The sequence below is a fragment of the Actinacidiphila glaucinigra genome, from assembly GCF_035918135.1.
Lineage (GTDB): Bacteria > Actinomycetota > Actinomycetes > Streptomycetales > Streptomycetaceae > Actinacidiphila > Actinacidiphila glaucinigra.
Window position 1 is genome coordinate 211,581 of sequence record NZ_CP109145.1, and the last position, 25,743, is coordinate 237,323.

A 25,743-nucleotide genomic window follows, 5' to 3' on the forward strand; every position below is an offset into this window, starting at 1 on the left:
CGCTATGCCTGCGGAACGGGATCTACGTACGGCTCATGAACCGGAACCTCCGCAGGGATCCGGCGCTGCGCGTCGCCCGTCAGGGAAATGATCCGATGCAACGGTATCTCCATGTCCGGGTGGCCCCCGGTAGGCGAAAAGCCCAGCGTGCTCGTGTTGAACGTCCTGACCGCGCCGTACAGCGTGTGCAGAGTCGTGTCGGGCCTGCGCCCGCACTCGACGCTCAGGGACATCGTCCAGTCGCGGAGCCCGAGCGCTACCACACGGGTCAGCGCAGCGGACGCCGTACTGGCTTCATCCAAGGATTCATCGGGTATCCACCGATAGCCGCCGCGGACCAGCGCACTGTACAGCTCAACGCCATCCAGATCTCCCTCAAGCTGTGCCCAAGCTGCGTTCCGGCCCTCACGGCTCGCGGCGCGCGCTTGCATCACCGGCAACGACACTCCTGATGCGCGTACGTCTTCCTCGGCGTCGCTGGCTACGTACGGGAAAGCCAAGCGAAGTAGTGCCAACGCCTGACGCTCGATGTTCTCTCGGCCCTTGGGTAGTCGCGGGCCCGCGACAATCCGTCCGCCGTGAGCGCGGGCGTGAGCTGTGGCGTGACGGACGGCATTCCCGGGAACGGCAAGTACGACGGCATGGTTCGGCGCCCAGGACGACCGTTCACGCCGACCCCCGCACGGCACGGTGGGACCCACCTGCTCGTACTGAGCGAGGTATGCAAGATCGACGTCGCGCTCGCGAGTCAAGGGCCAGCCGGTCACGAGCAGCAACTGATGGCGCACTGCTCCGCCGCCGCCGGCTGTCCGCATGGCGGTCTCCAGCTTCTGGCAGGACTGACTCACATACCTTCTCCAGAGGTATTGGAATTCACGATCGGCCCACTCCGCTGGAGAGGAACAGCCATACGCCGGGATGCTCGCCACTCGGGGAAGAGCTGTTACATCGCGCACCCGCGCCGTGCCCCAGTGGCCCTCGACAGCATGCATCGCGGCGTCGAGAGCTGACTCGGCGCTGGCGCCCTGCGCGCGAGCAGTGCTCCATGCACGGCGCACCACTGACCAGACGTCGCACGGCTCGCCCCACCATGTCCGGTCGATCGCCGCCGCCAACTCCCGCCCCTCTTCGCTGACCCTCTCACCGGCGGCGACTGCGTCGCACGCGGTGCTGATGGAGGCAGCTTCCTTGGCTGCCGGCGCTGCCACTCGCCAGGCCGCCAGCGCCGACTCTGACCGCTGCAGCACCGTCGACCAAGCCGCGGCCATCTGCCTCGCTGCAGGTGCAAACTCCTCATTGGCCGCCAGCGGCTCCAATCGAGCGCGGACCCGAGAGTCTCGGTGCCGTGCGGCCTCCCAGAGCGCCAGCGGATATCCGCGCCAGGCCCCCAGACGCTGCGATGGCTGTTCCAGGCTTCTGGCACGCCCGTCCGCCTCAACGATCTCGGCGGCTGCGATCCACAACGACTCCTCGACTGGGCGCAGTCGTATCAGAGCGGCGCAGGTTCCACAGATGTCTGGTAGTACGTCCAGCAACGCTTGAGGGCTTCCACTCACGTACTGCCCGTATCGACACCGCGCTCCGGGCGACGTTGCAGGCAGGTGCCACTTGCTGCTACCGGTTCGACCCAGAGACACCTTGATCCTGCGGAGCGATCGGACGTCGACACCTGCACGGGCCAGCTCGTGTTCTCGTAGGAGCGGGAGCCCGCCTCGGCTGTTGCGCACGATTGTCTAGCTCCTTCAGCCCCGCCCTGCCGTACGTGATCACCTTGGCACAGGGAGGCCATCGCGGAATAGAAGCGATGTGGCCGTGAATCTTCCGCAGCCAGCAAGTTCACTGATGGCCAGGTACCGCATCACACGCAGTGACGAGGCTCCGTGCTCGCTACGCCGCTCAGGGCACTTCACGCTGAGCGGCAACCCGGGCGCCCGACGCCTCGTTGACCGGCGTGATGAAAACAGCCAGACAGCGGAACTCGCCATCTACTCCCCCCAGGTCCGCGTACGGTCGCCATGTCAGTGGGTACACACCACGTAGTACCTGCGTGTTGGGGATGTAGGCGCCGCCGGCCCACAGGAGTGTGCCGCGCAGCGTACGTCCCTCGTGGATTCGGAACTTGTCATCGTTAGTTTTTGCGCGGCCGGCTACTTGGGGGCGCCAGAGTGAGGCCTCGTTCGTCACGAGCAGCGCCAGGCCGTTCTGGTCCTCACGGTCACAGAAGCGTTCCAGCCGCTCCAGATCTCTCACGAAGTCCCGTCGCGCTACATCCGGGGCCCCGTGCTTCCGCAGCTGGTAGACCTCGGGCGGCAGGCCTATCGTGCCTGACCATCGACGCGTGACGTATTTGAACTCGATCGCCGTACGGGCCAACGGGCCCACGCACAGGAGATCGAGGTGCTCGTTCTTGCCACGCCCGCGCCTCGGCACCTCAAGCCGCGACCCTACCTCTGGTGCGAGCTCCCATAGTGCTCGAGCGAAGCTGTGCTGCAGATCCGCTTCGGAGTGAAATAGGGGCCTGACGGCTCGCAGAGCGGCGAGCACATCGTCCAACAGGATCCGTCCCGCGATCGTCTCCGCGGTACGGCCCGCCGGCGAGGGTGTCGTGGTCACAGGGCACATTGAAGTGTGGTTCGCATGACTTGCCAAGCGGCATGGAGGCTTTCGCTCGCTCACGGCGCTGGTGGGGCACACTTCGCCACTATCTGGTCAGCAGCTTGCGCCCCAGCGCGATGATCTCCGCCAACGCGTGCGCGCATTTTTCCTCACGCCCATCTGTGAACTCGAGTGTCTCCTCAGCGGTGAGAGTGCCATCTCCACTGATGAGAAGATCCAGTCCCCACGCCCACGTGTCTAGATCGCTCATCGCCGACTCGGCCCTTATAGCGATGCCTTCTGGGCCCTCCAACTGCACGGCCACGAGCGCGTCGCGTGCTTCTCGGACCTTCTCTGCGAAGTTCTGGTCGATGCCCGTGTCCAACCGATCCTCGCGTATCGCCAGTTCCGCTGCTTGCCCAGCGCGAACGGCCGCGTCATACCGAGAGATGAAGGCTCCGTACGCATCACGGCGGACCTGCCGACGCCACTGGGCCCGCTGTTGTCTGCCAGAGAGGTGTGCGGCAATGAGCGTTCCGATGATGCCGATGCTGGCCCCTGCGAGCGCGGCGATCCCCTGGTCCATGCGCACATTGAAGCGGATGATCGCCTGGGAGCACTTAGCGCTAAGTCACATCGCTACGTCACACCAAGCCCCTCGAGATCAACTCGCTACGCGCATGGCACCGGAGGCGAGCTCGCACCTCGCGCTTAGCCGGGCTGCGGACGCGAGTGCTGCCGCGGCGTACTCCCTGCGGTTGCGCTCCATGTGGTGCTTGTGGCCCATCACGGCAAGGGCTCCGTAGACGGTGGATCCCCTCCACAGAGGGACGCCGAGGATCAGCCAGTCGGGCAACGGAGACTGGGTCATGACGTAGCCCTCGGAGAGGATCTCTCGCATGCGGTGGCTCTGTGGTGCTCCGTCCAGGTGGGCCAGGATGGCCAGGCCGGGGCCGTCGGCGGTGAGCGGCGCGTAGCGGAGGGCCATGCGTGCGTCGACCGCTGCGTGCTGGAAGGCAGCCTGGAAGTCCGTCCGCCGCCCGTAGGCGTGGTGGAGCATCAGGCGAGAGGGGGTGTCGTCGATGAGTACCGCGCCAAAAGCCATGCTGACTTGCGCGGTCTGCCGCTGGAGGGCTGTGGTCTCGCGGTCCAGGGCGCTGTTGTGTGGCAGCGTGAGGTGCACGCTGGCGTCTGGGCGGTGCAGGGCGACGTCAGGAGCGATGCCGTAGCGGCCGGGAGCGCGGTAGACGAGGTGACGGGCTGCGACGCCAGCGCGCAGAATGCGGTGGGCCGTGGACTTCGTCACGCTGGACTGGCTGATGATTCGGTGGAGCGGGTGCAGCCCAGGGCCCATGGCGTTCAGGGTCTCCAGAACACGGTAGACCCTCATGTGCGCCGTTAGGCCCTCGTCGGCCGCGGCGGTCTCCTCCGTCGTGTCGTTGTCGAGCATGTGTCGTCCTCCTCGTCGGGATGTCGGCTACGTCCTGGGCTGTGCGGCAGGACGTGCCTGGGGTGCGTCGCGGACCCTCGAGAGAGCCAGCTACGCCCCACGCAGGACCTGCAGGTCCGAGTTCCGTCACTTCCTCTAGGGCGCCTGCTGGGCCCGTAGAAGGTGAGGTGACGGGTCCTCCTCTGGGCGTGGCTCTATCGATTCCGTGCCGCATGCAAAGGACTGAGCGAACGGCAGCGTTCCAGGGACCGGGCTAGCCGCCGCGGACAGCAAGCACCGGATGGGAATACTCTCCCTCACGTCCCACCCCAAGGACTAGTCCATTGACTGGCTCCCCCGCGTCCTTTTCCATCCGATGGAAAAGGACGGTGATTCCTCGAGGTAATTTCACCGCACACCTCCGGTCGAAGCATCGGCGAGGCGCTTCATCTCATTTCTTCGGCGAACACTCTGTGAGCGAGTCGGTGTGAGAATTCACGGCGGAACAGGCCTGTAGATGGGAACGGTTCACCCGAGACCGCCAGCAACAGTTACACGATGGGCCAGGGGCTCGCTCCGCCGGCACTCGGCTCGAATCCGGGCCGGACGAGGCGTCGACGGACGGCCGCCCATGTCCACGGCAGACACGAAGCAGGGCCGGAACCCGGGCGCCTTGTAAGTTGCCCGCGGGTTCCGGCCCTTGACCGGACTTTCGACCGGGAGCTCACTGCCCTGCCGAAAGTTGCTTCGCCGTCGACGTGGGGCGCCAACGAATCTGAGCCGCTCACCCCCAAGTGAGGGGCCCAGGTCTCCGGCGGGGTCTGCCGATTCCGCCGGAAGTCATTGTCTCCGTCCCGGAGACGATTGGCCGTGAAGGTCGGGTTCGGCGCCCGCCAAGAGTCGGGCGCCGATGGCCACTACTGTGCTTCATGACTTCGCGTGTGGCCAGTGATGCGAACCGGTCGCCTTGATCATTTTCCATAGGATGAAAAACGAGGGCACTCACGTGCGGAATGAGGGATCATCCTGTGGAACTCGAGCTCGGCTGGTTGGCAAGCATTCCGAACTGCATCTCACCGGTCTCACGTAGCCGGCCGTCCTGTCGATCCGTCGCCTCGGCGGCTTAGAGCTGCAGCAACGTCCTTGACCGCGGCAATGTACTCGGTGGATGGCTCCGGCATCTCGTCTGCCGGCTTCATCACCAACACGCTGCCAACGACGTTGTCTCCCCAGAAGAGCGGCGCAGCCAGAGAGTTCCAGCCTGCTACGCACTCCTCACGACCTGTGGCGAAGCCGCAGTCGCGCACGGTGCTCAATGAGGTCAACAGTTCCGTCTCGTCCAGGAGCGCTCCTGGGCCCGCACGCGCCGGTGATGGGGTAGCGAGCACGCTCTCCTGCATGGGTTTCGGCAAGTAGGCCAAGATGGCCCGGCCGGGAGAACCTACGCGTAGGGACTTGGTGATCTCCATGCGGTCCCGCGTTGTCATGCCGAGCTCCGACAGGTCGCTGTCTCCCACCGCCATTTCCACACACATCCTGACCAGCCCCCCCAGCGGACTGATCATGTACAGGAAGATGAGGCCCTTGTCTGTGGCGCCGTGAAGGTCCTGCAGCAGTACCTGCGCGGCGTCTCCGTCGTGGCTGTAGGCACTGGCTTGCAGACCCAGGGCGACCGAGCCGAGGCCGAGCGCGTAGACCCCTCGTTCCGGCCGGCTGAAGTGGCCGGTGTAGATCCCGCTCTGAAGGATGCGACTGACGGTGGAGTCGTCCAGACCTGCGACCGCTGCCAGCTCGGAGAGCCGAGCGGTGGGTCGGCCAAGGGCAGCGAAGGCGGCCTGCACGCTGAACACGCGCTCGGAACGCGTGCCAGCGCCGCGTGCGGTGCCGCCCTGCTGGATGCCCATGTGCCCCCGTACCCCCTTCTTGCAGGTGCCTGCGGCATCAGTTGCCGTGGGCATGCCACCCTGTCGGACATGTGTTGCTCGTCTTACCGGGCTGATCGGGTTGTGCGTCGTCGCGGACCAATTGCCGATCGCTCCCTTGAGGGCGTCGCCAGTGGCGCCGCCGACGCCCTCAGGGCGTCACCACTGGATGTCGTCCGCGCCCCACTGGATGTCGTCCGCGCCCCACTGGATGTCTCCCGCGGGCGCAGACGCAGCGATCCTCCACTGGATGTCGCCGGCCAGCGCCACGGTGGGACCCGCCGCGAAGCCGACGGCCAGCGCCACGCCAGCAACGGCGGCAGCCGCGCCAGCCAGGGCTTTGAGCCTTGTGTTCCGCATGCTGTTCTCCTCTTGGACAGGCCCGGCAAGGTCGGCAGTCCGGGCACAGGTTGGCCACACCCCGAGTGCGCACCTGCATGTACAGGCGACGCACATTTGTGTGGCCGACCCTTAGGCTGGCCCACGGTTGTGATCAGTTCAACGGTTCCTCTGTTGGTAGAAGTCCTATTGCAGAAAGTCCCCTCGACATGAGTGATGAACTGGACAAATCGCCCATCGGTGTGGGAGACCCACACGTACCGGAAGCCGCCTGGGAGCTCTACCGAGAGGCCGCTCGAGGCACGCCAATCGAGCCTGGAGACGATCGACTTGACATCCTGCAGGCTCTGACGCTGGTCGTCCCGGATCCCCAGCGCGGTGGCGCGCCGGTGCCCGCCGAGCCGCGGCGTGTCGAACGCGCACTCACCTCCCGCTACATCGAGGAGGTGCGCGCCGCAGCGGAGACTTTGGCGAGGTTGCCAAGCTTGATGGACAGGGTGGATGACGAGTTCGAACGCGCCTCCAACTCCTTCTCCGGCGGCGGAGTCGATCTCGTCGAGTACTACGAGGACATCAACGCGCGGCTCGCGAGAGCCTCCGACGCAGCCCAGGTCGAATGCCTGACGTCGCACCCTGGCCGGCGCGCGCCCGAGCGCATCATGGTCACGAAGGAACGCGACAAGGCGCTCCTGGAACGAGGGATCGGCATCCGAACCCTGTATGCCGAGGTTAACCGGAAGGACTCGTGGACTCGCGGTTGGGTGGAGATGGTCACCACCTTTCCAGCTGAGCCAGGTGCCCTCGTCCGCACGTCTGATTTCCCCCCCATCAAGATGATCATTTTTGACCGGACCGAGGCCTTCCTGGGTAGATACCTGCCCAACGGTGAGCTTGGTGAGGGATCCTGGCACGTCCGCCACCCGGGCGTCGTGAGCCTGCTCGTGGAGTCCTTCAACGTGCACTGGCGCCTCGCTACCCCCTGGACGCCCGGCGTTCAGGCGCCGTCGGACGCGGCCGACGGTGAAGGGCGTAATGGGTCGATGCCATTCCTGGACAACGACCCGAGGCTACTCTCGATCTTGTGGGGCCTATCGAGCGGCGACGGGCGTGACCGGGTCGCGTCGCTGCACACGATGAGCGTCAAGACGCTCGACAAGCACTTGGCCGCTCTCAAGCTTGCGATGGGGGCGCAGACGCTCTTCGAGCTGGGCTACAAGTTTGGCCGGTATGTCGAAAGGCACGGCCTCGACGACTGACTCTGCGAGCCGCTGGGTCCGGGCACGACTCTTGGGCCCAGCTCTACGCAGGATCGAGAGCGAGGTGCAGGTGCCCACGGCCGGTCTCGAGGTCTTCGTGCGCCATGCGGGCGTCACCGAGGGGGTACACCTGACTATCCGTCAGTTTGAGCACTCCCGTGCGGACGACTGAGTACAGGGTCCGCATCCCGAGAGCAATGCCCAGCCCCTCGCGAGCGAGGTGGTGCAGTTGGAAGCCGGACACCGTGATCCCTTGGTTCAAGAGGTGTTCCATCGGCACCGGCCTAGTCACCGGACTTGGCGGACCGTAGATGGCGATGCGTCCGCGTTCGGCCAGGGCTGCGGCGGCAGACTGGAGTAGGAGTCCGCCCGAGAAGTCTAGGGCGGCTGCGACAGGGCCGCCGGCGGCGTCGAGGATCCGGTCAGCCAGATCGTCATCCCTGGCGTCCACCGAGGCGCGAGCACCCATGGCCAAAGCCACGTCACGTCCGGCGGAACTGCTAGCGACCGCAAGAACATCCGCGCCACTGGCCACGGCAAGCTGCAGGGCGACAGCGCCTGGTCCACCATCGGCTTGCATCACCACAATGCGCTCACCCCTGGAGACTTGTGCAAGGGTGAACAGCGCGTGCCAGGCCACGTTGCCATTACCCAACAAGGCCAAGGCCTGCGCGTCGCTGATGTCATCGTGCACGTCCCAGCACGCGGTCGACGAGGCGAGAACCTTCTGGGCGTAACCCCCACCGTCCGTGAGTGCCACCACCCGCCTGCCGGTGTCGCTCAACCCAACAACCTCGCGGCCGGGCGTGTAAGGCAGCGAGACGAAGTCCCCGCCGTTGTTGGCTCGCTCGATGGCATCCACCGAGCTCACGCCTGCCAGGGACACACTGATAAGCGTGTGGTCAGCCCGGGGTGCAGGGGCCCGGACCTCCTCTTCCCGCAGGACGTCCGGACCGCCGAAGTCTCTCATGACGATGGCGCGCACTACTTGTCTCCTCAGGTCGTGAGGCGCGGGGTACCGGTCCGGCGAACAGGCTAGGGCATGAAGGGCCTGCGGCATCAGTACCTGATGTGATCTGTCTGCATTTTCGGCCGGTTGTGCACGGTCTGCTGCCCCACAGTGCACGGAGTGTCGCCCACGATTTCTCACCGGGCGAGAAACGGCGCCCATTTCTCACCCGGTGAGAAACCATCAACGGCATTTCTCGCCCCGTGAGAAACCCGGCAGGAGGAGGCATGAATTCGAGTTACACATTGACGGGAGTGACTCCTGGAACTTAGAGTCACACCCGCTTTACGGGATTGACGTGCCCGCAACTGGTCGTACCGCGTCGAGCGGACGAGCAGTCGACGAGGGGGATGGCGGACGATGCCTGAAGTAGGAGAAGGCAGGCAGGACCAGACAGCGAGCGCCACCAAACGGGGCTTCGACATGCTCGTTGCGCTGGCAGAGCTGGACGTGGCCAGACCGACCCTGGACGGCAGTCACTCACTGGCTGAGATCGCGCAGGGGGCCGGCATTCCTGGCACGACAGCGCTGCGCTATCTCCAGGACGCCAGGAGAGCCCGACTGGTGACGCAGACGCAGCGAGGACGCTATGCGCTGACGCCGACCGCTGGTGCTGTGTTGGCGCCCGCGCCTGCCCTGCCCGCGGCCACCACCCACGTCCTGACGCAGACCCAGCAGGCCACAGGACAGATCGTGCTGCTGTACGCCGCGGAACTGGTCGGAGAACCAATCCGCGTTCGCCGGGGCGCGGCCCTCGGACAGCATCACACGGTCATCCAAACCGCTCCCGCCGCCGCTCAAGCCGCGTTGGAGACAGCTCCCCTGCAGGTGACGCCCAACGACGCCGTGGCCCTCGCGATCCTGGCCGCGCTGGAGGGTCGCCGCCGCACCACCCCGCGGTTACTCGAGGACGTACTCGACTGCGGCTTCGCGCAGGGTCCATCCCCACTGGCAGGGTGGATCACGCTGGCTGCGCCTGTCTGGCGCGGGGCTACCGTCGCTGGCGCGTTGGCGGTGCTCGTCTCGGAACCTCAGCTGCGGTACCAGTACCGCCGCGACGAGTACCTTCAGATCCTCCTGAACGCCACTGCAGCTCTGAGTCGCAACAGCATGGCGGGAGGCACGAGCCTGCGAGCGGTGCCCGGCGCATCTTCGCCTAGCACAGCAATCGGGCGCGAGACTGCGCGAGACCACCGGGCCCTCGCCTAGGCAGCCAGAAATGGAGCCCCGGCAAGCGACCCCACCCACCTGGACATGTGACGCTTCGGCAGCGGCGCGACACGACCCCCGTGAAGCTCGCTTGATCACCCAGATAGCGGATAGGCTGCCCCGTTGCAAGACGCCTCCGCTAGGCCGCCGGCGCCCTTGCAGCCAGCGAAAAACAGAACGGGCCCGCGATACCCAGACGTGTGAAGACGCCTGGTACGGGCCCATCCGTACGGTGCGCCCTGTTGTGGAAGGCGGGGCCACCGCGCCGACACGAACCTTGGAAGAGGTGTCGACGTGACCAAGGCTACCCGCCCCAGGCCGGGAACAACCAGCACGGCCTGCTCCGGCGTGGGTTCTACCCGCCGTCGAGCTCACCAGCTGTTCTCTGAGGGCAGGGTCAATACGCTCCCCGCCGGCGTCCGCCGCGCAGATCTTCTCGGCTGCGGACCCGCAGCTAGGGGGCATATGAGGTAGCCGTTCACAGCGCGGGAGTTCTGAGCCCCCTCAGATGAGGGGGACTTGCTCCACCGCCCGGCCGCTCCCGGTGCGACCAACACCGGGGTTTGCGGCCCCAACGTCACCGTCCGGTACAACCCACCGGACGAAGGCCCAGAGGTTCCGGCGACCAACCGGAGCCCTGAGCGACCTACAAGGTTCACCCGAACCTCCAGACCCACCGAGGCGGGTCTTTGTGTTCCCTCGCAGAGACCACGAGAGAACGGTGCCCATAGTGCAGCACTTGGCTGCCGCTTGCCAATCCCGGCATGCCCAAAAGTCTGAAACATCCCTGTCTTCTCTGCCTTCCGTACGCGCCGACCGCTACTCGTGGGAGGCTTCTGCGCTTGGAGATGAGACCGTTGAATCCCGTCCGGGCCCGGCCAACGAGCCCTCAACGGACGACGTCTCCTGTCTGCCCGCGGCGTCCACCTGCCCTACCTTCGCCCTGGTGCTGCACGCTGCGGCGCAGGAGGTGAAACACACGGCATCGCGACGGATCCGTCACGCCAGCGACTGGATGGATGCCGTTCGGTGGATGGTGCAGGAAAGGTTCCATCCGAGTGCAAACGCAACCACCCTCAGAGTCGCTGCGGACATCGCCGCCCGCATGCACCACAGCAGCCACGGCCACGTCGCTTACAACCGTCGAGCAATGACCGAACGCCTCGCGCTCTCAGCAAGGTGCATATCCGAGCACGTGCAGTACTTGCGACAACTTGGACTCCTCGCGTTCGTTGAGCACGGATCGCGGCGCAACTCCCTCCGGACGCGTCTCGGCGCCGACTACCGGCGTGGCATGGGGTATCGCGGGACGGCAACCATCTACGCCCCGGTGGCACCACGTACTTGGGACGTCGCCCGCGGCCATCGAGTCGCTGGTGTCGGCTATGCCGCGAGGCTTTCGGGCGTGACGGAGACTGGCCGGCACCGTGCCGTGGAAACTGCCCGTGCTCGGGCAAGGCAGCGTCAGACCGACCCCTCACGACATGCCGCGTGCACCCCTTCTGTTGGGTACCCAAGCCATAGTTCTACGGGTGCGGGTAGTGAGTGGTTTGAAAAGAACACCGCGCTACCGCGCGTCTCAGGCAGCAGATGCAGACTGGCCAAACCAGCGTCCGCGCTCAGGCTTGCCGTCAGCGAGCCGTCTCCCATGGCTCACCGACGCGCGGCCACCAAGGTGGCGGCCAGCGTGGACGTGGCGGCTTGGGTGAGACCGCGGGTCAACTGGACCCAGGCAGCCACTCTGCGCGGGCTGGCGTACGCGCTGCGTCCGCTGCTGGACCAGGGGCTGACTCGTGAGGACATCGCGGCGCTGTTGACGTCCTGGTCCTGGGCCTGGGGTGGGACCTGGCGGCCTAAGAACCCGGTCGGCTACCTCATTCAGCAGGCCGCGCGCGGTCGATTCGACTTGCAGGTCTCGTCGTCAGAGGTCGCGGTGGCGACGTCTTGCGACTGCGGCTGCGACGGGACCGCCTCGTCCGTCACGGCAAACGCTGAATTTCGCGCCGCTATGGCGGCCCTGCGCACCAGTGGTCCTCAAGCGGTGCCGGACCCTGACCGGCTACCGAAGACGGTAGAGGGCGACAGAGCTGCGGAGACCGCATGGCGGGCATCTCAAGCGAGCGAGATCCGTCAAATGATCCTCGCGTCGCTTCACAGCGCCGCCGTGGCGGCCGACGCTCGCCAGCGGGCCACTCTGGACTTCGGGCAGTGGGAGGCCGCCGCAGAGGCCCATCACAGAGCCACGTGGTTGCGTCCGTCTCCGGTGGCCTTCCGGGCGCCGGATGGCCTCATCAGCGCCGCTGTGAGGGGCTGAGGCAGCGAAAAGCTTGCGGCCGGCTCAGAAAGGCTGCTGGGACGCCGCAAGGTGCCGCTCAACGGACTCCGCTGGGATTGGTTCCTGGTAACTGTGCGTAGGGAGCGGGGCGGGTCTGCTGCGGTCCGAGCACTTCCTCCCGCTGCTGCTGTGCGTATTGCGTGCGGCGTCGCCGGCCCGCCCTGGCGAGACGGTCACGTGTCAGCCGCAAGAGCTCCAGGCGGCCCAGGCGTCGCCTGGACTCCTCGTCGACCATGATGTTGCTCCCTTCGGGAAGTAGAACCGGTTACCTCATGGTCCGGCTGGCCGCCTCTTGCTGCTGGGGGTGCTGTTCGGGGGCTGCTGCGTGTCTTGTCGTGAGCCGATCGTGCGCCGGTGCCTTGTCCGGAGCCGGGAAGGCGGCCTCTCGCGCTTGACGCGCCTCCACGAAGCTCTGGATGCGCTCCCGGTCTTGCGGACTCAGAACGGCACGCACTGGTTCGGCATCCAGCCGGGAGCCACTGCCGGGGTGACGGCGCTCCTTGGTGCGGTCGCGCCGAGGCAGCGGCGCAGGGGAAGGCTCGGCACCGCTCTCGACTGCGGCAGGTGGGCCTGGTTCTTTCGGACCGGGAGCGGCCGGCGACGGAGCTTCTTGGGCGGGGGCCGACGGCCGGGGCCGTTCAGGGAGTGCCAGGAGACCGGGCAGACGCTGTTCAAGGTGCTCGAGCAGCTCAGGAAGGGACTCCTCGGTTGCGAGCACATCCCGGGGCCGCAGAGGCTGGGGCGCGTCAACGACACGAAGCTTCTGCAGCACGTCGAGGGCGCGCTCGGCCTGGCCGTAGTCGAGGCTGAGGCCGGGAGCGTCGGCAAGAATGAGGGCGGAGGCGGCAACTCGGTGCTCGACGATGTAGCTGGCGACTGCAGCAACGTCGGAGGCGGCGACGACCGCGCTGCGTGCATCGTCAGTGAGGTCGGCAGGTCCTGCGATCTCGTGGGCGTACATATCGGACGCGCGGTTCAGGAACGATGCGTCAGGATGGTAGGGGTCGGCTTCGACGCGTGCACGGAGCACTTCGATGAGTTGGAGCCGGGTAATCGCTGGGGTATCGGTGGGCATGCTCGCCACAACTGGCAGCGGGGGGAACTGAGCAACAAGGGGGTACTCGGACCCCACGTGCTGGCCGATCCGGTGCTGAAGCAGAAGGAAGCGGATCTGGTGATCTGTCTGCTGGTCCACGGTCATGCCGCCAGAGCTCAGTGCAGCCCAAAGCATCCGGGTTTCGTCGTACAGCGATGCCAGGACCCGGTCCGGCGGGCGGTTGTCGTAGAAGCCGACGTCACGACGCTCGGACTCACCCAGGCTGCCACGCAGCCGTTCCAGGCGCTGTTCCGCGAAGTGATGAACTACCGCGGCGATGGCCCGTCGGCCTGTGTATTCCTCCCCGCTGCGGTCGTACCTGCGCATGGCCGCCCGGGCGATCGCCGAGATGGCTTCGAACCCGCGGATTTGGACAGTCTCAATCATCCCGTGGAGTCGGACGTCCCGGTTCAGACGCTGGGCGGAACGTGTCGCGGCGGAGCCAAGGTGGCTCAGCGCCGTCATCAAATGGGCAGCCTCCGCGAAAACCGCGTCCCCGGTTGCGGCGATCCGCAGAGCAGAGGTCAGCGCTGGTTCGTCCTCGTCCCGGGGCTGTCCCGGCGGGCTGGTGGGGACCTCGAGGCCTGTGACTCGCAACTGTCTTGTGAGAAGCCGGGCATGGCGTTGCAGGTTCCGTGGCGTGGCGGGCCCATCTCCGGGGTTGAGGCCAGCGACCTGAGCACTGAGGCGCTCGGCGGTGGTCAGGACCTGATTCAGGGCTTGCCCAGCCGTCGTTTCGTACTGTCCCCATTGGTGCAGATAGGCGGAAGCCCTGGCGGCGTGGCGAGCGATGAGGCTGGACGCCAGCACGGCGATGCTTACGTCTTGGTTCGTTGTTTGCGTCGACGTGGTGTTGCGGGCTTTCAGCGCCGCGAGCACGGGTTCCGTCTGTCGCGTGATCTCGCAGATGGCGAGCCAGTCTGGGTTCGAGAAGAGGTACGCCTGGACCTCTTTGCTGGCTGTGTGATGGGTGACGACCGCTGCCAGCTCTGCAAAGTCCCACGAGCTGACATCTTGCGCTCGAGCCAGGGCCTCCAAGGCTCTGAGGTTCCGGGAGGCGGCACCGAAGCCGTCCAGTCGCTGTCTGCGGATTAGCTCGGCTTGCAGCTCCTCGGGCGGGAACTCGGCCTCGAGCAGGCCCCGGAACTCAGGTGGTGCGGTGGCGTGGCGCGCCGGTGTTGTCATCAGCGTCTCCGTTTCAAGACTGTCCAGGAGTCGGCGGGGCTGACTGCTGCCCTGCCAGGGCTGTGGCTTGTCCCTGTGTGTGAGAGCGGGGTTGTGTGTGTTTCGCCGAACCGGAGTCCGGCGGACGAGCAGTTCGTCGACTCCTTGCGTGTCGGCTCTCGTCGAGCTTGCTGACCAGGTTCGCCACCGTTCCGGCGTACATCGACAGGTCGGTGTCGCTCTCGGTCGGCTCGCCGACGGCGCGTGAAGGGCTGCCGTCTGGAGTTGATTCCTTCGGTGGACGCACCACAGGTGCAGGTTCGACAGGGGTATGCGACGGAGACCCCAGAAGCGCGGTCAAGTCCCGGCGCTGCGCGACCACGGTTCTTGGTGCGGCCGCCTGGTACGGGCCGAGGACCTGCAACCCCTCCAGGTGGTGCAGGAGGCGGTTTGCTCGCTCCTCGGATACTCCTAGCGCGCGGCGCACGGTCAGGGGCGACGCGTTGCGGGCAGTCGTGACGACAACCGCGGCATTGTGAACCAGCTGCGTCGGCAAGGGCCCCTCGGGATCATCACCGGTCGGCGGCGCGCCCACGAGCCGCTGCTGATACGCCCAAGCCACCCCGACGAACAGATCCGCCGTGGGGTCGTAGGGACGGCCGACGCTTTCAGGCTCAGCCGGGCTGCCTGCCGTAGCCGGCTTGCCAGGGACGACGTCCCGGAGTTCGGCGACCCGGACAGTGAGATGGCGGAGCAGCATCTCGTGTGCCGCGACAGGGTTGGGAATCGGTGGCGCGCCGGCGATCAGCCCGTCATCGGAGAGGAATGGCACGTCAGCTGGATGTCCATGGACCTGTTCGTAGCGCGCCCGCCATCGAGCACGGTTCACGATCCACTGCTCCTGCAGGGAAGGCACATCTGCCAACGCGATGCCTGACGCCATCTCCCGTTCGAGGCCGCGCTCTAGCTGTGCCAGGTCCTGTAGTCGACGGTCCGGCCTGATTCCCGCAATGCTGCCTTCGGGGATCGGAAGGCCGCGCAGGCGCGCCATGACGCGTTCCAGTCGCTGGCTGAGGCCAGACAAGCGGATCTTCGCCGCGACGGTGGACAGGCCCTCCAGGACACGCACGACCGCGGACTTTGCACGGTGCATGAGCTGCTCACCGTCAGGTCCGCGCAGGCGCTTCCACGCGGGCAGGTCGACATCCAGTTGGGCAACGAGGTCGGTGATCTGCTCGTACATCATGCCGGGCAGGCCGGTGGAGTACGGGCGAAGGCTCACCAGGGCCTCGTGAACGCTGTGGTGCGCGGCGGAAAGGTCCACCGCGAGTGGCTGTTCCGAGACCTCTGAGGAGGCTGGCGGAAGGGCGGCCGCCTCTGTGCTGATGCTCTTGAGCTCCTGAGCCTCTTGCCGGAAGCCATCTGTGAGAGCCGACCAGGCAGGATCCGGACCGGAAGTAGTGGGTTCCTCGACCCAGGCGCCATCATCGCGCAGCACCCAGACGTGCCCGGCGAGAGCAAGATGTTCCAATGCGCCTGTGGCCCGGCCCGCCGTGTACAGCGCGGCGGCCTGCTGGGCACGGGCTCGGATCTGATCCGGGATGTGCTCCTCGGCGGTCCCTTCGGCGAGTGTGGCTAGCAGCCGTGCGAAATCTGCGGGCGCAGGGAGGGCGGGGAAGCTGGAGGGAATGATGTCGCTCAGGGAATGGTGCCACGTCGCACTGAGCGGCCGTCCGAGAATGCCTGCTGCTTGCGCGGCCCGGCACTCCACCGCTGCCCGCACGGCATGCTCGCCCAGAGCGTGTATTTCGCTGTAGGCCAGCGACAGCGAGTCGATCACTGGCTGGCCGAACCACACGGTGATGGTGGGGTCGGGCGTGGTGGCGTCGCTCACTGAGGTTGCCAACGCGATGCCGTGCATACTTCCCCAGTCTTGCTGGTGGGGAAGGCGGACTGGATCGTCTGGCTCGCTGCCGCGTTGGACGATCCGGTCGAGAAGGTCGGTGTGCAGCCGGTATGCGGCGGCATGCCGGTCACGTACTTCTACAAGGCTGCCGTCAGGTCCGACGAGGCTCGCGACGAACGGCATCCGGGGCGCACCGTCGGGGCTGGCCGGCGTCGGGATCCTCAGTGGCTGCGTGGTACGGGCGGCTCTCTCCGGCTTGAGCCGGGCAATCTCCTGGTCGAGCGTCGGCCACGTGCCCGGTTGCTCCTCGGACGCCTCTGCCGGCGAGACCGGTGGTCTGGTGTCGGCGCTGGCGGCATCGGCGTCCTCGCTGCCGGAGAAGGCGCCTCGGCTCTGCACAAGGGGATCGTCGTTGAAGTATCCGTCCGGGTCCCGACCAAGAAGGTCCAAGGCGCGCTCGTAGGCGCGGTTCCAGCCGTCGGAGTCGGGATCTCCCGGCCCGTGCAGGATGGCAGTCGCGGTTATCGGACCTGAGAGGCCCCACGACGCGTGAAGCTGCTTGGCCCAATGCGCGGCCTGTTGCTCCAGGTGCTCGCTGCTGGCACGAGCCCCGGGTGCAATGGCTTCGCGTATGTAGCGGGCCGCCGCATTAGCTACCTTGATGTGCCGCGTATCGGTAGTGAAACGGTGCGCGGCTTGCTCTTGGGAAGTCGCCAACTGCATGAGCTGCGCCTCCACCACGGCGTTCAGCAAGGGCTGCGCATCCTGCAGCGCCAGCGCGAGTTTCGCGCCAGCATGAGGTGTGCCGTGACCTTCGTCTTCCTGCCATAGCTGTCCCGCGTCCTTTGCCGGAAGGCTGCTTGCGGCCTTGACCTGCGGGTCCCCCTGCAGAAGCTCCCACCGGCTCAGCAGTGCCTTGCGCCCTGCGACATCCGCGTCCGGGAACAACACCACGGCACGTCGACGCTCGGGGTCCGTTCCGCGGAGCAGCTCCAGTTGCGCCAGGGTCAACGCCGTCCCCATCGGGGCTCCGGCAAGGTAGCGCTCCTGCTCCGTCATGCCAGCGCTGGCGAGGGCTACCGCGATCACATCGAGGGGCCCTTCGGGAGCAACGGCCGGTCCGCCGGCTCCTTGCTGCGCGGGATGGTGCAGACCGAATACGACCTCGCTCTTGCGGAAGACTGCCGTCTCCGGGCTATTGATGTACTTCGGACCGCGCTCCTTCGCCTGCTGTTCGGTATCGTTCGGGTGTGCGATCCGCCGCGCGGTGAAGCCGACAACAGCGCCGTCCGCGTCATGGATGGGAAAGGTGATCCGGCCGGCGAAGAAGTCGTAGAGCTGACCTCGCTGTGTGACCTTGGCGAGTCCCGCACCGATGAGTTCCGCCTCGGTGAAGCCCTGCTGACGCAGTTCGTCAATGAGTCCCGTGTCGTGCCACCGTTCCCGATCACTGGTCGGGGCGTACCCCAGAGCCCAGGTCTGCTGGGCGCCGGACGGTATACGACGTTCGTTCGTGAGGTACGACCTTGCCTGGTGGGCCTCCGGATCCTGAAGGAGACGGCGGGTAAACACATGCTGCGCCGCAGCCAGGGCCGCCAGCAGGCGTTCACGTTCCGGCTCAGGGACAGAGGCGTCCTCCTGGTCTCGAAGCGGTCCGGTTGCGCCCTGCCCGGGCTGAAGCGGGGCGGCCTCGGCGCCGGCGGCAGGGAGGGGCGGCTGGCCAGGCTGCTCGGTGGGCCTGAATTCGATCCGGTAGGGCCTCAGCCCTGCGGGAGCCTCCTTGTCGAACACGGTTTGCAAGCGCTGTTCGAGCTCGCGGTTGAGGTCCGTCGCGCCGCGGCTTTCAAAGGTGACGAGGATGTGCCCTGGCGCGGAAAGAGTTGCTTCTACCGAGGCGGCTCCAGCTCGGGAGCATTCAGGCTCAGCCAAGGTCCGGGCCCATTCGAGGGCGGCGGCCGACTCGAGGGCACTGGGACGTGCCTCCTCGTGCCGCGCAGCCGCAGGCGACAGTAGGCCAACGGGGGACGCGGCCTCTGTCGGGCGCTGCGCCGGAACCTCCTGGGGCGCAGGTTCTGGCGCGCCAGGTGCCGTGGCGACGCTGGCCGATGGTGTCCCCGCAGTTGCGCTGGTCGGGGGGGCTGGGGCGTATGCCATGAGCGGGACGCCACCTTCGTCGGTGGCGTTCATCCAGGCCGTCATCGCCGCCAGCAGGCGCGCTGAATCCGTGGCCTCCAGTTCAGCGGCCGTGATGTGGACGACTCGGGCCTGCGCATCGGTCGTAAGCCCGAAAGAGAGCGTGCGCCTCGATTCATCAGCGGTCGTGGCGGCGTAGACGGGCTGACCGTGGACATGCGCGAAGTGGTGGATTCCTGGCTCGGAGTTCAGGTAGCGATGAGCGTGTTCCAGCAGGTGAACGGCTGCCTCGTCGGCCGAGAGCCACACGCCTGCCCCATGGGGGAGCTCCAGGGCGGGGAGGTCGATCTCGTCTTCCAGGACATCGTTGACCACCGGCGCCTCCGGTTCTGGGCGTACCACTGCCGCAGGCCCGTCATCGAGCTGCGTGACGGTCTGCTCGTCCACTTCGTCAACGCGCCGTTCAAGGAGGTGTTTGATCCGGCGGTCAAGGAACTGCCCCACTGTCACCACGCCGATCGGTGTGTCAATGGGCAGGACAGCGAAGCCACCCTCGACCGTCAGGGCCTGCAGTTCGCGGAGCGACTGGAGCGTCGTCGCCTCCGCCGCCTGGGCCACGACGTGAGCCCCCATGGTCAGCTGGGCACAATGAAGATGATGGGACAGCTGCTCCAGGAACGTCGCGCGACTGTCGGGCTCACTCGCTGCGGTTGGGCTCAGGGCTTGGCGGGTGGCGTTCTCGAGGTGGATGAGCGCCTTGAGGACACGTCGCCCCAAGCGACTGGTGCTGCGTAGAAACGCCGCGGCGTCAGCGCCTTCGGTTGCCGTGAGCCATTGCTCGTTCCTGGCGATCGCGGACTGGAGGGCCGCATGGGCGGCTGTATAGGCCTCAGCGTTGACGTACACGGCCGGCGCCTGGGTGTCTCTCGATGCTGGACCGTCGCCTGCCGGGTCGACGTCAGATGTCGGCACGCTGCCGGGGCCGCCGTCCCCACTGGGAGCTTGGACATCCCCGCGCCCCTCATTCCGTTCCGTCGCCACGGCGGCCGCTTGAGCAGACTCAGGTTGGGCCTGGCGCGCCGTGTGCGGAGAGAGTGCGAGGCCGTTGCCCGCTCCTGCAGCAGGGTCGACGTCAGCGGTCAGCCACGGGTGGTCCGGAGGAACCCGGACGGGCAGAGGATCGAACGTCTCTTCGGGCAGGAAATCAGTGGACCGACCTCCTCCCTGTGGGGTGTGCCAGATTGCCGTGCCAAATCGTGCCTTCCGCCCGCGGCCGCGCCGGACGCCATAGTCCACGCGCTCGACGACGCGTTCGCCCTTGCGGTTGGGGACTCGGATGACGTCTCCGGGCCGCAGGAACAGGGTTGCCAGCTGCGTTGTAGTCTCACCGGCGGCCTCCGCGCGGTCGAAGGTACGCCAGCGTGTTGCCCAGCTCTCGTCATGGAGCACCAGGTGACGGGGCTTCGGATACGGGTCAGACCCGAGCGGGTAGAGCAGCGCAGGATGGACGGTCTCATGCGTTCCGTCATCAAGGCGAACGACCTGCCATCGCCCGGACCCGCGGGGCGCAGGTGCCGTGCCCACAGCGACGACCTGCCTTTCCAGGCTGTCAGCTGCCGCGCCCACGTGGCGCAGCGCGGTCCCGTCGGGATGGAGGACGCGGCCCGGACGTTCTGCCGTGCCGGCCTTCTCGACTCCGGCGAGAGGCAGCGTCCCTTCTGGCAATTCAGTGACCCAGGGATGCAGGCTCGTGCCGGACTTATCACGTGACACTTGGAGGGCCGTGACGTGCGTCCGCTCTCGAGTGGCATTGCAGGCCGCAACCAAGTCCCGTAGCGGTTCGCCGAGCTCGGCTTGGAGGTCTTTGTCGGTGGTCCGCTGCAGGTCATCCGTCACCGTGTCCAGCATCCACTGCAGCTCGCGGAGCTGGTGAGCCACGTCGGCCAGCACCGCGGGACCTGCAGGCAGCTGTTCGGCGATGCGGGTCACGGCCCGCCGCGGATCGTCCAGGCCGATGCCTTGACGGCTCGCTCGCGGCCACCGGCCATGGCGACTGTCAAGAGCATTGAACGCTTCGACTACCAGCAGCCACGCGGCTGTCGCTTCACGAGGATACGAATACGGTAGCCCTGGCTCGGAAGGCGGACGGGTGGCCGGCTCGCGGGAAGCCTCACTGATCAATTCTGTATTCACGACACCTGCTTGTTCGTCGCCCGTCGACGTGGAGGCTGCTCCTGTGTGAGGGGTGTCAGCGCCAGGATCGGGGAGCTGGGACCTGCCGGCGATGGCTGGGACCACAGGGGGTTCATCTGGCGATTCGCCCGCATACGGGCCACTGCCAACTTCGTGGGTGTCCCGAATCCGGCCGTCGGTGTGCTCACCCTGCTCGGACTCAGAGACAACGTGCGGGTGATCGGCGCGTACTTCTACGGCGCCACGTGGCTCGGCTCTGGGCGAGGTAGTGAACTGCATCGGTGCACGTGGTGGGACCGCTTTCCAGCTTGCCCGGGCCTGTATCCACGCGAATACAGCCTCCTCCTCGCCCAGAGCCTGGTGGCGGCCCGCGTTGGCTACGAACCGGGCCGAGTCGACAACCGCTGTTGCCGCAGGGAAGTCCGGATAGCGAACATGCTTGCGACCAAGCGGGACCAGTGATCCGTCCCACCCAGCCGCATCCTCGACGGCGTGCGTGATTGCCTTGTGATCCAAGCCGGCAGCGTCGGCGTGCTCGGCCACGGCCATGAGATATGAGACGACGAGCCCTCGTATCCGCAAGACGTACGTCTCATCTGCCTGGACGCCACGTGTCGTGCGCCATGCCCTGTCCATGGCCTGCGCGTCCGTCCCGGCAGCCTGAATCCTCTGGAGGTAGTCGCGGGTTGCCTGAACGCCAACCTGCTCAAGTGTGTGACGTAGGTTGGCTACTGCCTGCGTGGCGTACGCGCGGGTCGCCGGATCAGCGATGGACTCCAACGCCGCCTCGGCGTTTTCGTCGAATTGAGCGAGGGGGTGGTGTCGCCGCCACAGCCACTGCATGCCCTGCTCAGGCGCTGCGAGAGTCGCCAGGTCTCGAGCCGTGGAGCGAGCGCGTCTGTCGCGTGCATGCGATGCCGCGGCGAGGGCGGCTTCCTCTGCCTCGGCAGCGATCTTGCCTCGGGGAAGCTTGTACCAGTCCTCGGCCAACGGTTCCACAACGGGCGGCTGCGCCCATGCCGCCGCAAACTCCACCCGCGAACTTTGCAAAGGAGCGTAATCGACGGACTCCGGGAGCACCAAGAGTGCTCCCCCGCTGCTCTCCCTCGGTGCATTGCCAAGCTGGGAAGCGGCGAGGATCGACTCGGCTCCTGGGCGTCCGGCGTCATCCGGGCTTGCCGGCTTCTGCGGGCCGTCCGGGGAATCAGGAACGGTCTCGGTTACTGGGTTCGCAGGCTCTGGGGTGCCGGGTTCCTCGAACAGGCTCGCTTGAGTCGGCAGTCCGTTACTTGGACCCTGATTCGGTGGAGCGGCAGCGTCACCAGGAAGCGGCCGCGGCTTCCGGCCTGGTGCGCCTGTGCCCGACGCCGGCAATGAGTGCCCCAGGTAGTCGGCATAACGCACGGGGTCGACGACTTTAGGCGGCTCGACCCATTCTGCGGTCTTGCCGTCAATCTTGGCCTTGACGTGTGCTTCCCACGCGCGTTTGCGGGCCTCTGCTGCGACGATGATCTCTTCGTGCTGAGCTTGCCGGGCAGCCACCACTGCTTCGCCGGCGGCAGCGAGGGCTTTGCCGCTAAGTCCAGCCTCACGGGCAGCTGCGCGCGCGATACGCGCCGCCTTCCGGTCTCCTTCGGCGAGGGCCTGAGCATATAGCGCTGCTCGAACGTCGGGCTTCGGGTCCGCCTCCCCCGCAGCGAGAGCAGACGCGAGCATCTCCCCCGCCAGTGCGTAGGCCCGCTCCTGCCAGTCAACCCAGTTGCCTTTCCCTTCAGCGAGGTATTCGGCGATCGACGCTGCATCTCGGCCGTACCCGTCGTCATCGGTAAGCCGGTACATCAAATGCTTGCCGCAGATCACCACGCGCCCGACAGCCCGGCCGTCCTCGCCAAGCACCTCCACCACAAACCGGTGGGGCTCATCCTTCTTGCACTTGCCCACATAGGGAGTGGAGACCGGGCAGACCTCAGCGTGTTCCTGGTCCACAGCTAGGACTCGCAGCCGCTCCGTAGGCACTGCGGTCAGTCCACCGCTAGTGGCGCACCACACCGCAGCCTCAAAGCGAAAATCCGGTGAGCGGCGAAGGCTCTCCCTTAGCCGTCCGTCGAGGTCATGTTCCCAACCCCACGGGTGCTCGGTCAGCAGTCCAACCTCGCCGAAACGCTTCACCAGGACGACGCCAGGCTCAAGTTCTTCCTGCTGCAACTCCGTGCTGAAGGGCACCTTGTCGTTGGTGCGGTGCCCATACTCGGCCCACCGCCGGAAGGCCAGTGCTCGGCTCTCCCCGTCCCTCCGGATCCACGCGAGGCCCTTGTCCAGCTCCTTCTTGCCATCGGTCCAATGGAAGGACTGACCGCCCTTCCAGGTCGGTCTGCGTGTGATGTCCCATGTGTCAGGCGAGGATGACCACGCGGTGAGGCGATATTCATAGCCGTACGCGTTCGTGAAGACGTAGTCGTGAATGTCCTTGGCGTCATCGCCGACATAAGGCACCACAGACTCACCTGCAACGAGCTTTCCGGGGAAGGGGTGCGCCGCCCCTTCACCGGGCGCACTCTGGGATACGCCGGAGACGTGCTCCTCCTGAGCGGGCTCAGCCTTGGCGACCACGGATTCCGCGGCCAGGCCGGCACCCTTGGTTGACGACTCATCTGCCTGCTCAGCTTGCGTCGTCATGGCGAGTATCCGCTCCCGTTCCGCCTCGGCCATCGACCGGGCCTCACGGCTCTTGAGCGTCCGTCTCGCAAGGTCGCGCGCTTCGTCGGAGTCGTCGACGACGACTGCGGTCCGAGGATCGACTTGAAAGTAGCGACCGCTATTAGAGGTGATGCCTCGGGTTGCCAAGTGCAGAGGGGGACCAGCATCAAGCACGACTACAACGTGGGGCACTCCGAGTTCGCCGTCGACGCCCGCATCGAGGACAACGTCCCCCTCGGCTACGTCCCCGTAGGTCGTCAGGCGGTGGCCCACCGACAGCGAGTCAGCCCACGTCGGGTGCGGCAAAGGCGCTTCATCGTCCTCCCGGACCGCAACAACGTGTGTCTCCGCCCAACTGGGGACAACCCGAAACTCGTAGCCGCCATCCTCTCGAACCAGCGGGTTTCCTGTGGTCCCCACGACCCGAGCGGTACGTGAGCGGCCGGCTTCGTCCCGGTAGTCCACGTAGTAGCCGACGCGAAACTTGATCCGGAAGCGCCGCTTGTAGGACTCCTTCTCGGCCGGTGTGGCTCCAGGACCTGGCGGCGTCTCGTTGCCTGCGATGACCCGACTCAGACCTGACAGCGAAGCGCTGCGCGCATGATCGGCACCTGTCTCGCCTTCTGGCGCCGACGCTGCCTCATTGCGTTCTTCGGGCTCGCGGGCGCTGGCAGCAGAAGGATCCGCATCCTCTTCAGCCCACAGCGTCAGGGGCGGTCGCTCAGACGAGGACAGGCCCGGCCCGCCCAATGCAGCTGCTGGCCAGTTCGCAAGATACAGATCAGCAGCTTCAAGAAGCTCACCGACTGCTCCCCCCACTTCCGAACCCAGGGGATGATCCCGGACTTCGTCACGCAGGGCCGCAGCCCGTGTTCGAGCGACACTGATCGCCGGTGCCGCCTCCTCGTGCGTACCCTCAGCAAAGATCACCCGCGCATTGGCCAACGCCTCGCCAATCGCACCAATGCCGTCTGGCGACGCCTTAGGCCCCCATACGCGGTCTGCCACCGTCGCCAGCCCATTGAAGACGTGCGCGAGAACAGCAAGCACCGCCTTCGCGTGCTCTCTTGGTGCAAGGAACTGAGGCCGGTCATCGACCCACCGCAGCGCAGCCTTCGACATCCGAGGCAGACGGCTGGCACGCTCCTTTGCCGCGTCAGACCCTCGGACCGCCTGACGCGCTGCCTTCAAGCGCGCCTCGTAGGCTGCCGCATCGTCAGCGTGCAGGCCCGCCGGGAAGAGGCGCGCCAGGTACAGAGCCTGCTCGCCGGCAGGCGACGGACGCAAGAGGCCCGACTGCTCACTCAGGTAACCGGCGTCCAGCAGCCGCGTCACTCGTTGGGCAGCGACACGCCGCCCCACCCCGACGCCTTCGCCCTTGTGACGATAGGTGCCATCTTCCGCGACAGTGAGCAAACCAGCCGCGGCCAACTCGACGACCTCGGCCATCGCGCGAGACCAGCCGAGCTGCGGCACATATTCCTCGGCCTGGTCCTCATCGCGTACCTGGCGCACCCGGTTCTCGTCATCCATGCCGGTCTCAGCCAATAGCGAGTTCTCTGCGTGCTCCGAGATGGCGGCCAACATGTCTGCTAGCTCCTGCGCTCGGCTATTCGCACTCTGCCCAGGAGCGACAGGGACTTCGCTCTGTCCGGCGGGGTCTCCGCGAGCACTCTGAGCTGTCTCGCTGGTTCCTGCCCTGGCCTGTGACTGCTGCGAGTCGGTCCTGCGGGCCGGCACGGTCTCCCGAGCGGCGGTGGTGGCGTCGGGGATGCTGGCGGTGTCGCCCCAGCCGTCGGGCGTGCCCGCGAGGGGCGTTTCGCCTTCGGTAGTGCCCCACGCCGCGGTGGTGGCGTCGGGGATGCTGGCGGTGTCGCCCCAGCCGTCGGGCGTGCCCGCGAGGGGCGTTTCGCCTTCGGTGGTACCCCAGCCGTCGGGCGTGCCCGCGAGGGGCGTTTCGCCTTCGGTAGTGCCCCACGCCGCGGTGGTGGCGTCGGGGATGCTGGCGGTGTCGCCCCAGCCGTCGGGCGTGCCCGCGAGGGGCGTTTCGCCTTCGGTGGTACCCCAGCCGTCGGGCGTGCCCGCGAGGGGCGTTTCGGCTTCGGTAGTGCCCCACGCCGCGGTGGTGGCGTCGGGGATGCTGGCGGTGTCGCCCCAGCCGTCGGGCGTGCCCGCGAGGGGCGTTTCGCCTTCGGTGGTACCCCAGCCGTCGGGCGTGCCCGCGAGGGGCGTTTCGGCTTCGGTAGTGCCCCACGCCGCGGTGGTGGCGTCGGGGATGCTGGCGGTGTCGCCCCAGCCGTCGGGCGTGCCCGCGAGGGGCGTCTCGGCTTCGGTGGTACCCCAGCCGTCGGGCGTGCGCGCGAGGGGCGTCTCGCCCTGCGTCTCAGCCCATGTCGCGGCCGCATCCGGCGCTACCGGCCGGTCGGGAGCAGTAGCCAATTCGACCTCTCGGTGATCAGT

12 protein-coding genes are annotated in these 25,743 nt (G+C 66.7%); 3 read left to right on the forward strand and 9 right to left on the reverse strand.

What is annotated here, in order from left to right; all coding sequences use genetic code 11:
* Positions 1-2: 2 nt before the first annotated feature.
* From OIE69_RS44200 to OIE69_RS44225, 6 genes are all read right to left on the reverse strand, one after another.
* On the reverse strand, positions 3-1,463 hold the full coding sequence (locus tag OIE69_RS44200) for a hypothetical protein (RefSeq protein ID WP_326581802.1): 1,461 nt from the start codon (positions 1,461-1,463) through the stop codon (positions 3-5).
* Positions 1,464-1,896: 433 nt separating this feature from the next.
* Positions 1,897-2,613: a hypothetical protein gene (locus tag OIE69_RS44205; protein ID WP_326581803.1), complete on the reverse strand. Its 717-nt coding sequence runs from the start codon at positions 2,611-2,613 to the stop codon at positions 1,897-1,899.
* 88 nt (positions 2,614-2,701) lie between these two features.
* Positions 2,702-3,181 (reverse strand): hypothetical protein, encoded by a 480-nt coding sequence (locus OIE69_RS44210; protein ID WP_326581804.1) that lies wholly within the window; start codon positions 3,179-3,181, stop codon positions 2,702-2,704.
* 78 nt (positions 3,182-3,259) lie between these two features.
* Positions 3,260-4,045, reverse strand: a complete 786-nt coding sequence (locus OIE69_RS44215; protein ID WP_326581806.1) for a hypothetical protein — start codon at positions 4,043-4,045, stop codon at positions 3,260-3,262.
* A gap of 1,061 nt (positions 4,046-5,106) precedes the next feature.
* A complete protein-coding gene (locus OIE69_RS44220) occupies positions 5,107-5,928 on the reverse strand; it encodes an IclR family transcriptional regulator (protein WP_326581808.1) in 822 nt (273 codons plus the stop codon).
* Between the two features lie 177 nt (positions 5,929-6,105).
* Entirely contained in the window at positions 6,106-6,306 is a 201-nt protein-coding gene (locus OIE69_RS44225) for a hypothetical protein (RefSeq protein WP_326581810.1), read from the reverse strand.
* A gap of 188 nt (positions 6,307-6,494) precedes the next feature.
* Here OIE69_RS44225 and OIE69_RS44230 point away from each other — a divergent pair, with 188 nt between their 5' ends.
* Positions 6,495-7,541 (forward strand): hypothetical protein, encoded by a 1,047-nt coding sequence (locus OIE69_RS44230; protein ID WP_326581812.1) that lies wholly within the window; start codon positions 6,495-6,497, stop codon positions 7,539-7,541.
* A gap of 43 nt (positions 7,542-7,584) precedes the next feature.
* Here OIE69_RS44230 and OIE69_RS44235 read toward each other — a convergent pair whose 3' ends face one another.
* Positions 7,585-8,526, reverse strand: a complete 942-nt coding sequence (locus OIE69_RS44235; protein WP_326581814.1) for a quinone oxidoreductase family protein — start codon at positions 8,524-8,526, stop codon at positions 7,585-7,587.
* 384 nt (positions 8,527-8,910) lie between these two features.
* Between OIE69_RS44235 and OIE69_RS44240 the strand changes: the two genes are divergently transcribed.
* Positions 8,911-9,759, forward strand: coding sequence for a helix-turn-helix domain-containing protein (locus OIE69_RS44240; RefSeq protein ID WP_326581816.1), 849 nt, complete (start codon positions 8,911-8,913; stop codon positions 9,757-9,759).
* Positions 9,760-11,446: 1,687 nt separating this feature from the next.
* Entirely contained in the window at positions 11,447-12,073 is a 627-nt protein-coding gene (locus OIE69_RS44245; RefSeq protein ID WP_326581818.1) for a hypothetical protein, read from the forward strand.
* 286 nt (positions 12,074-12,359) lie between these two features.
* On the opposite strand, the gene OIE69_RS44250 is transcribed toward OIE69_RS44245, so the two are convergent.
* Together OIE69_RS44250 and OIE69_RS44255 are read right to left on the reverse strand one after the other, a co-directional pair.
* Entirely contained in the window at positions 12,360-14,375 is a 2,016-nt protein-coding gene (locus tag OIE69_RS44250) for a hypothetical protein (protein ID WP_326581820.1), read from the reverse strand.
* Positions 14,376-14,388: 13 nt separating this feature from the next.
* Entirely contained in the window at positions 14,389-25,722 is an 11,334-nt protein-coding gene (locus tag OIE69_RS44255) for a toprim domain-containing protein (RefSeq protein ID WP_326581822.1), read from the reverse strand.
* Positions 25,723-25,743: the final 21 nt, after the last annotated feature.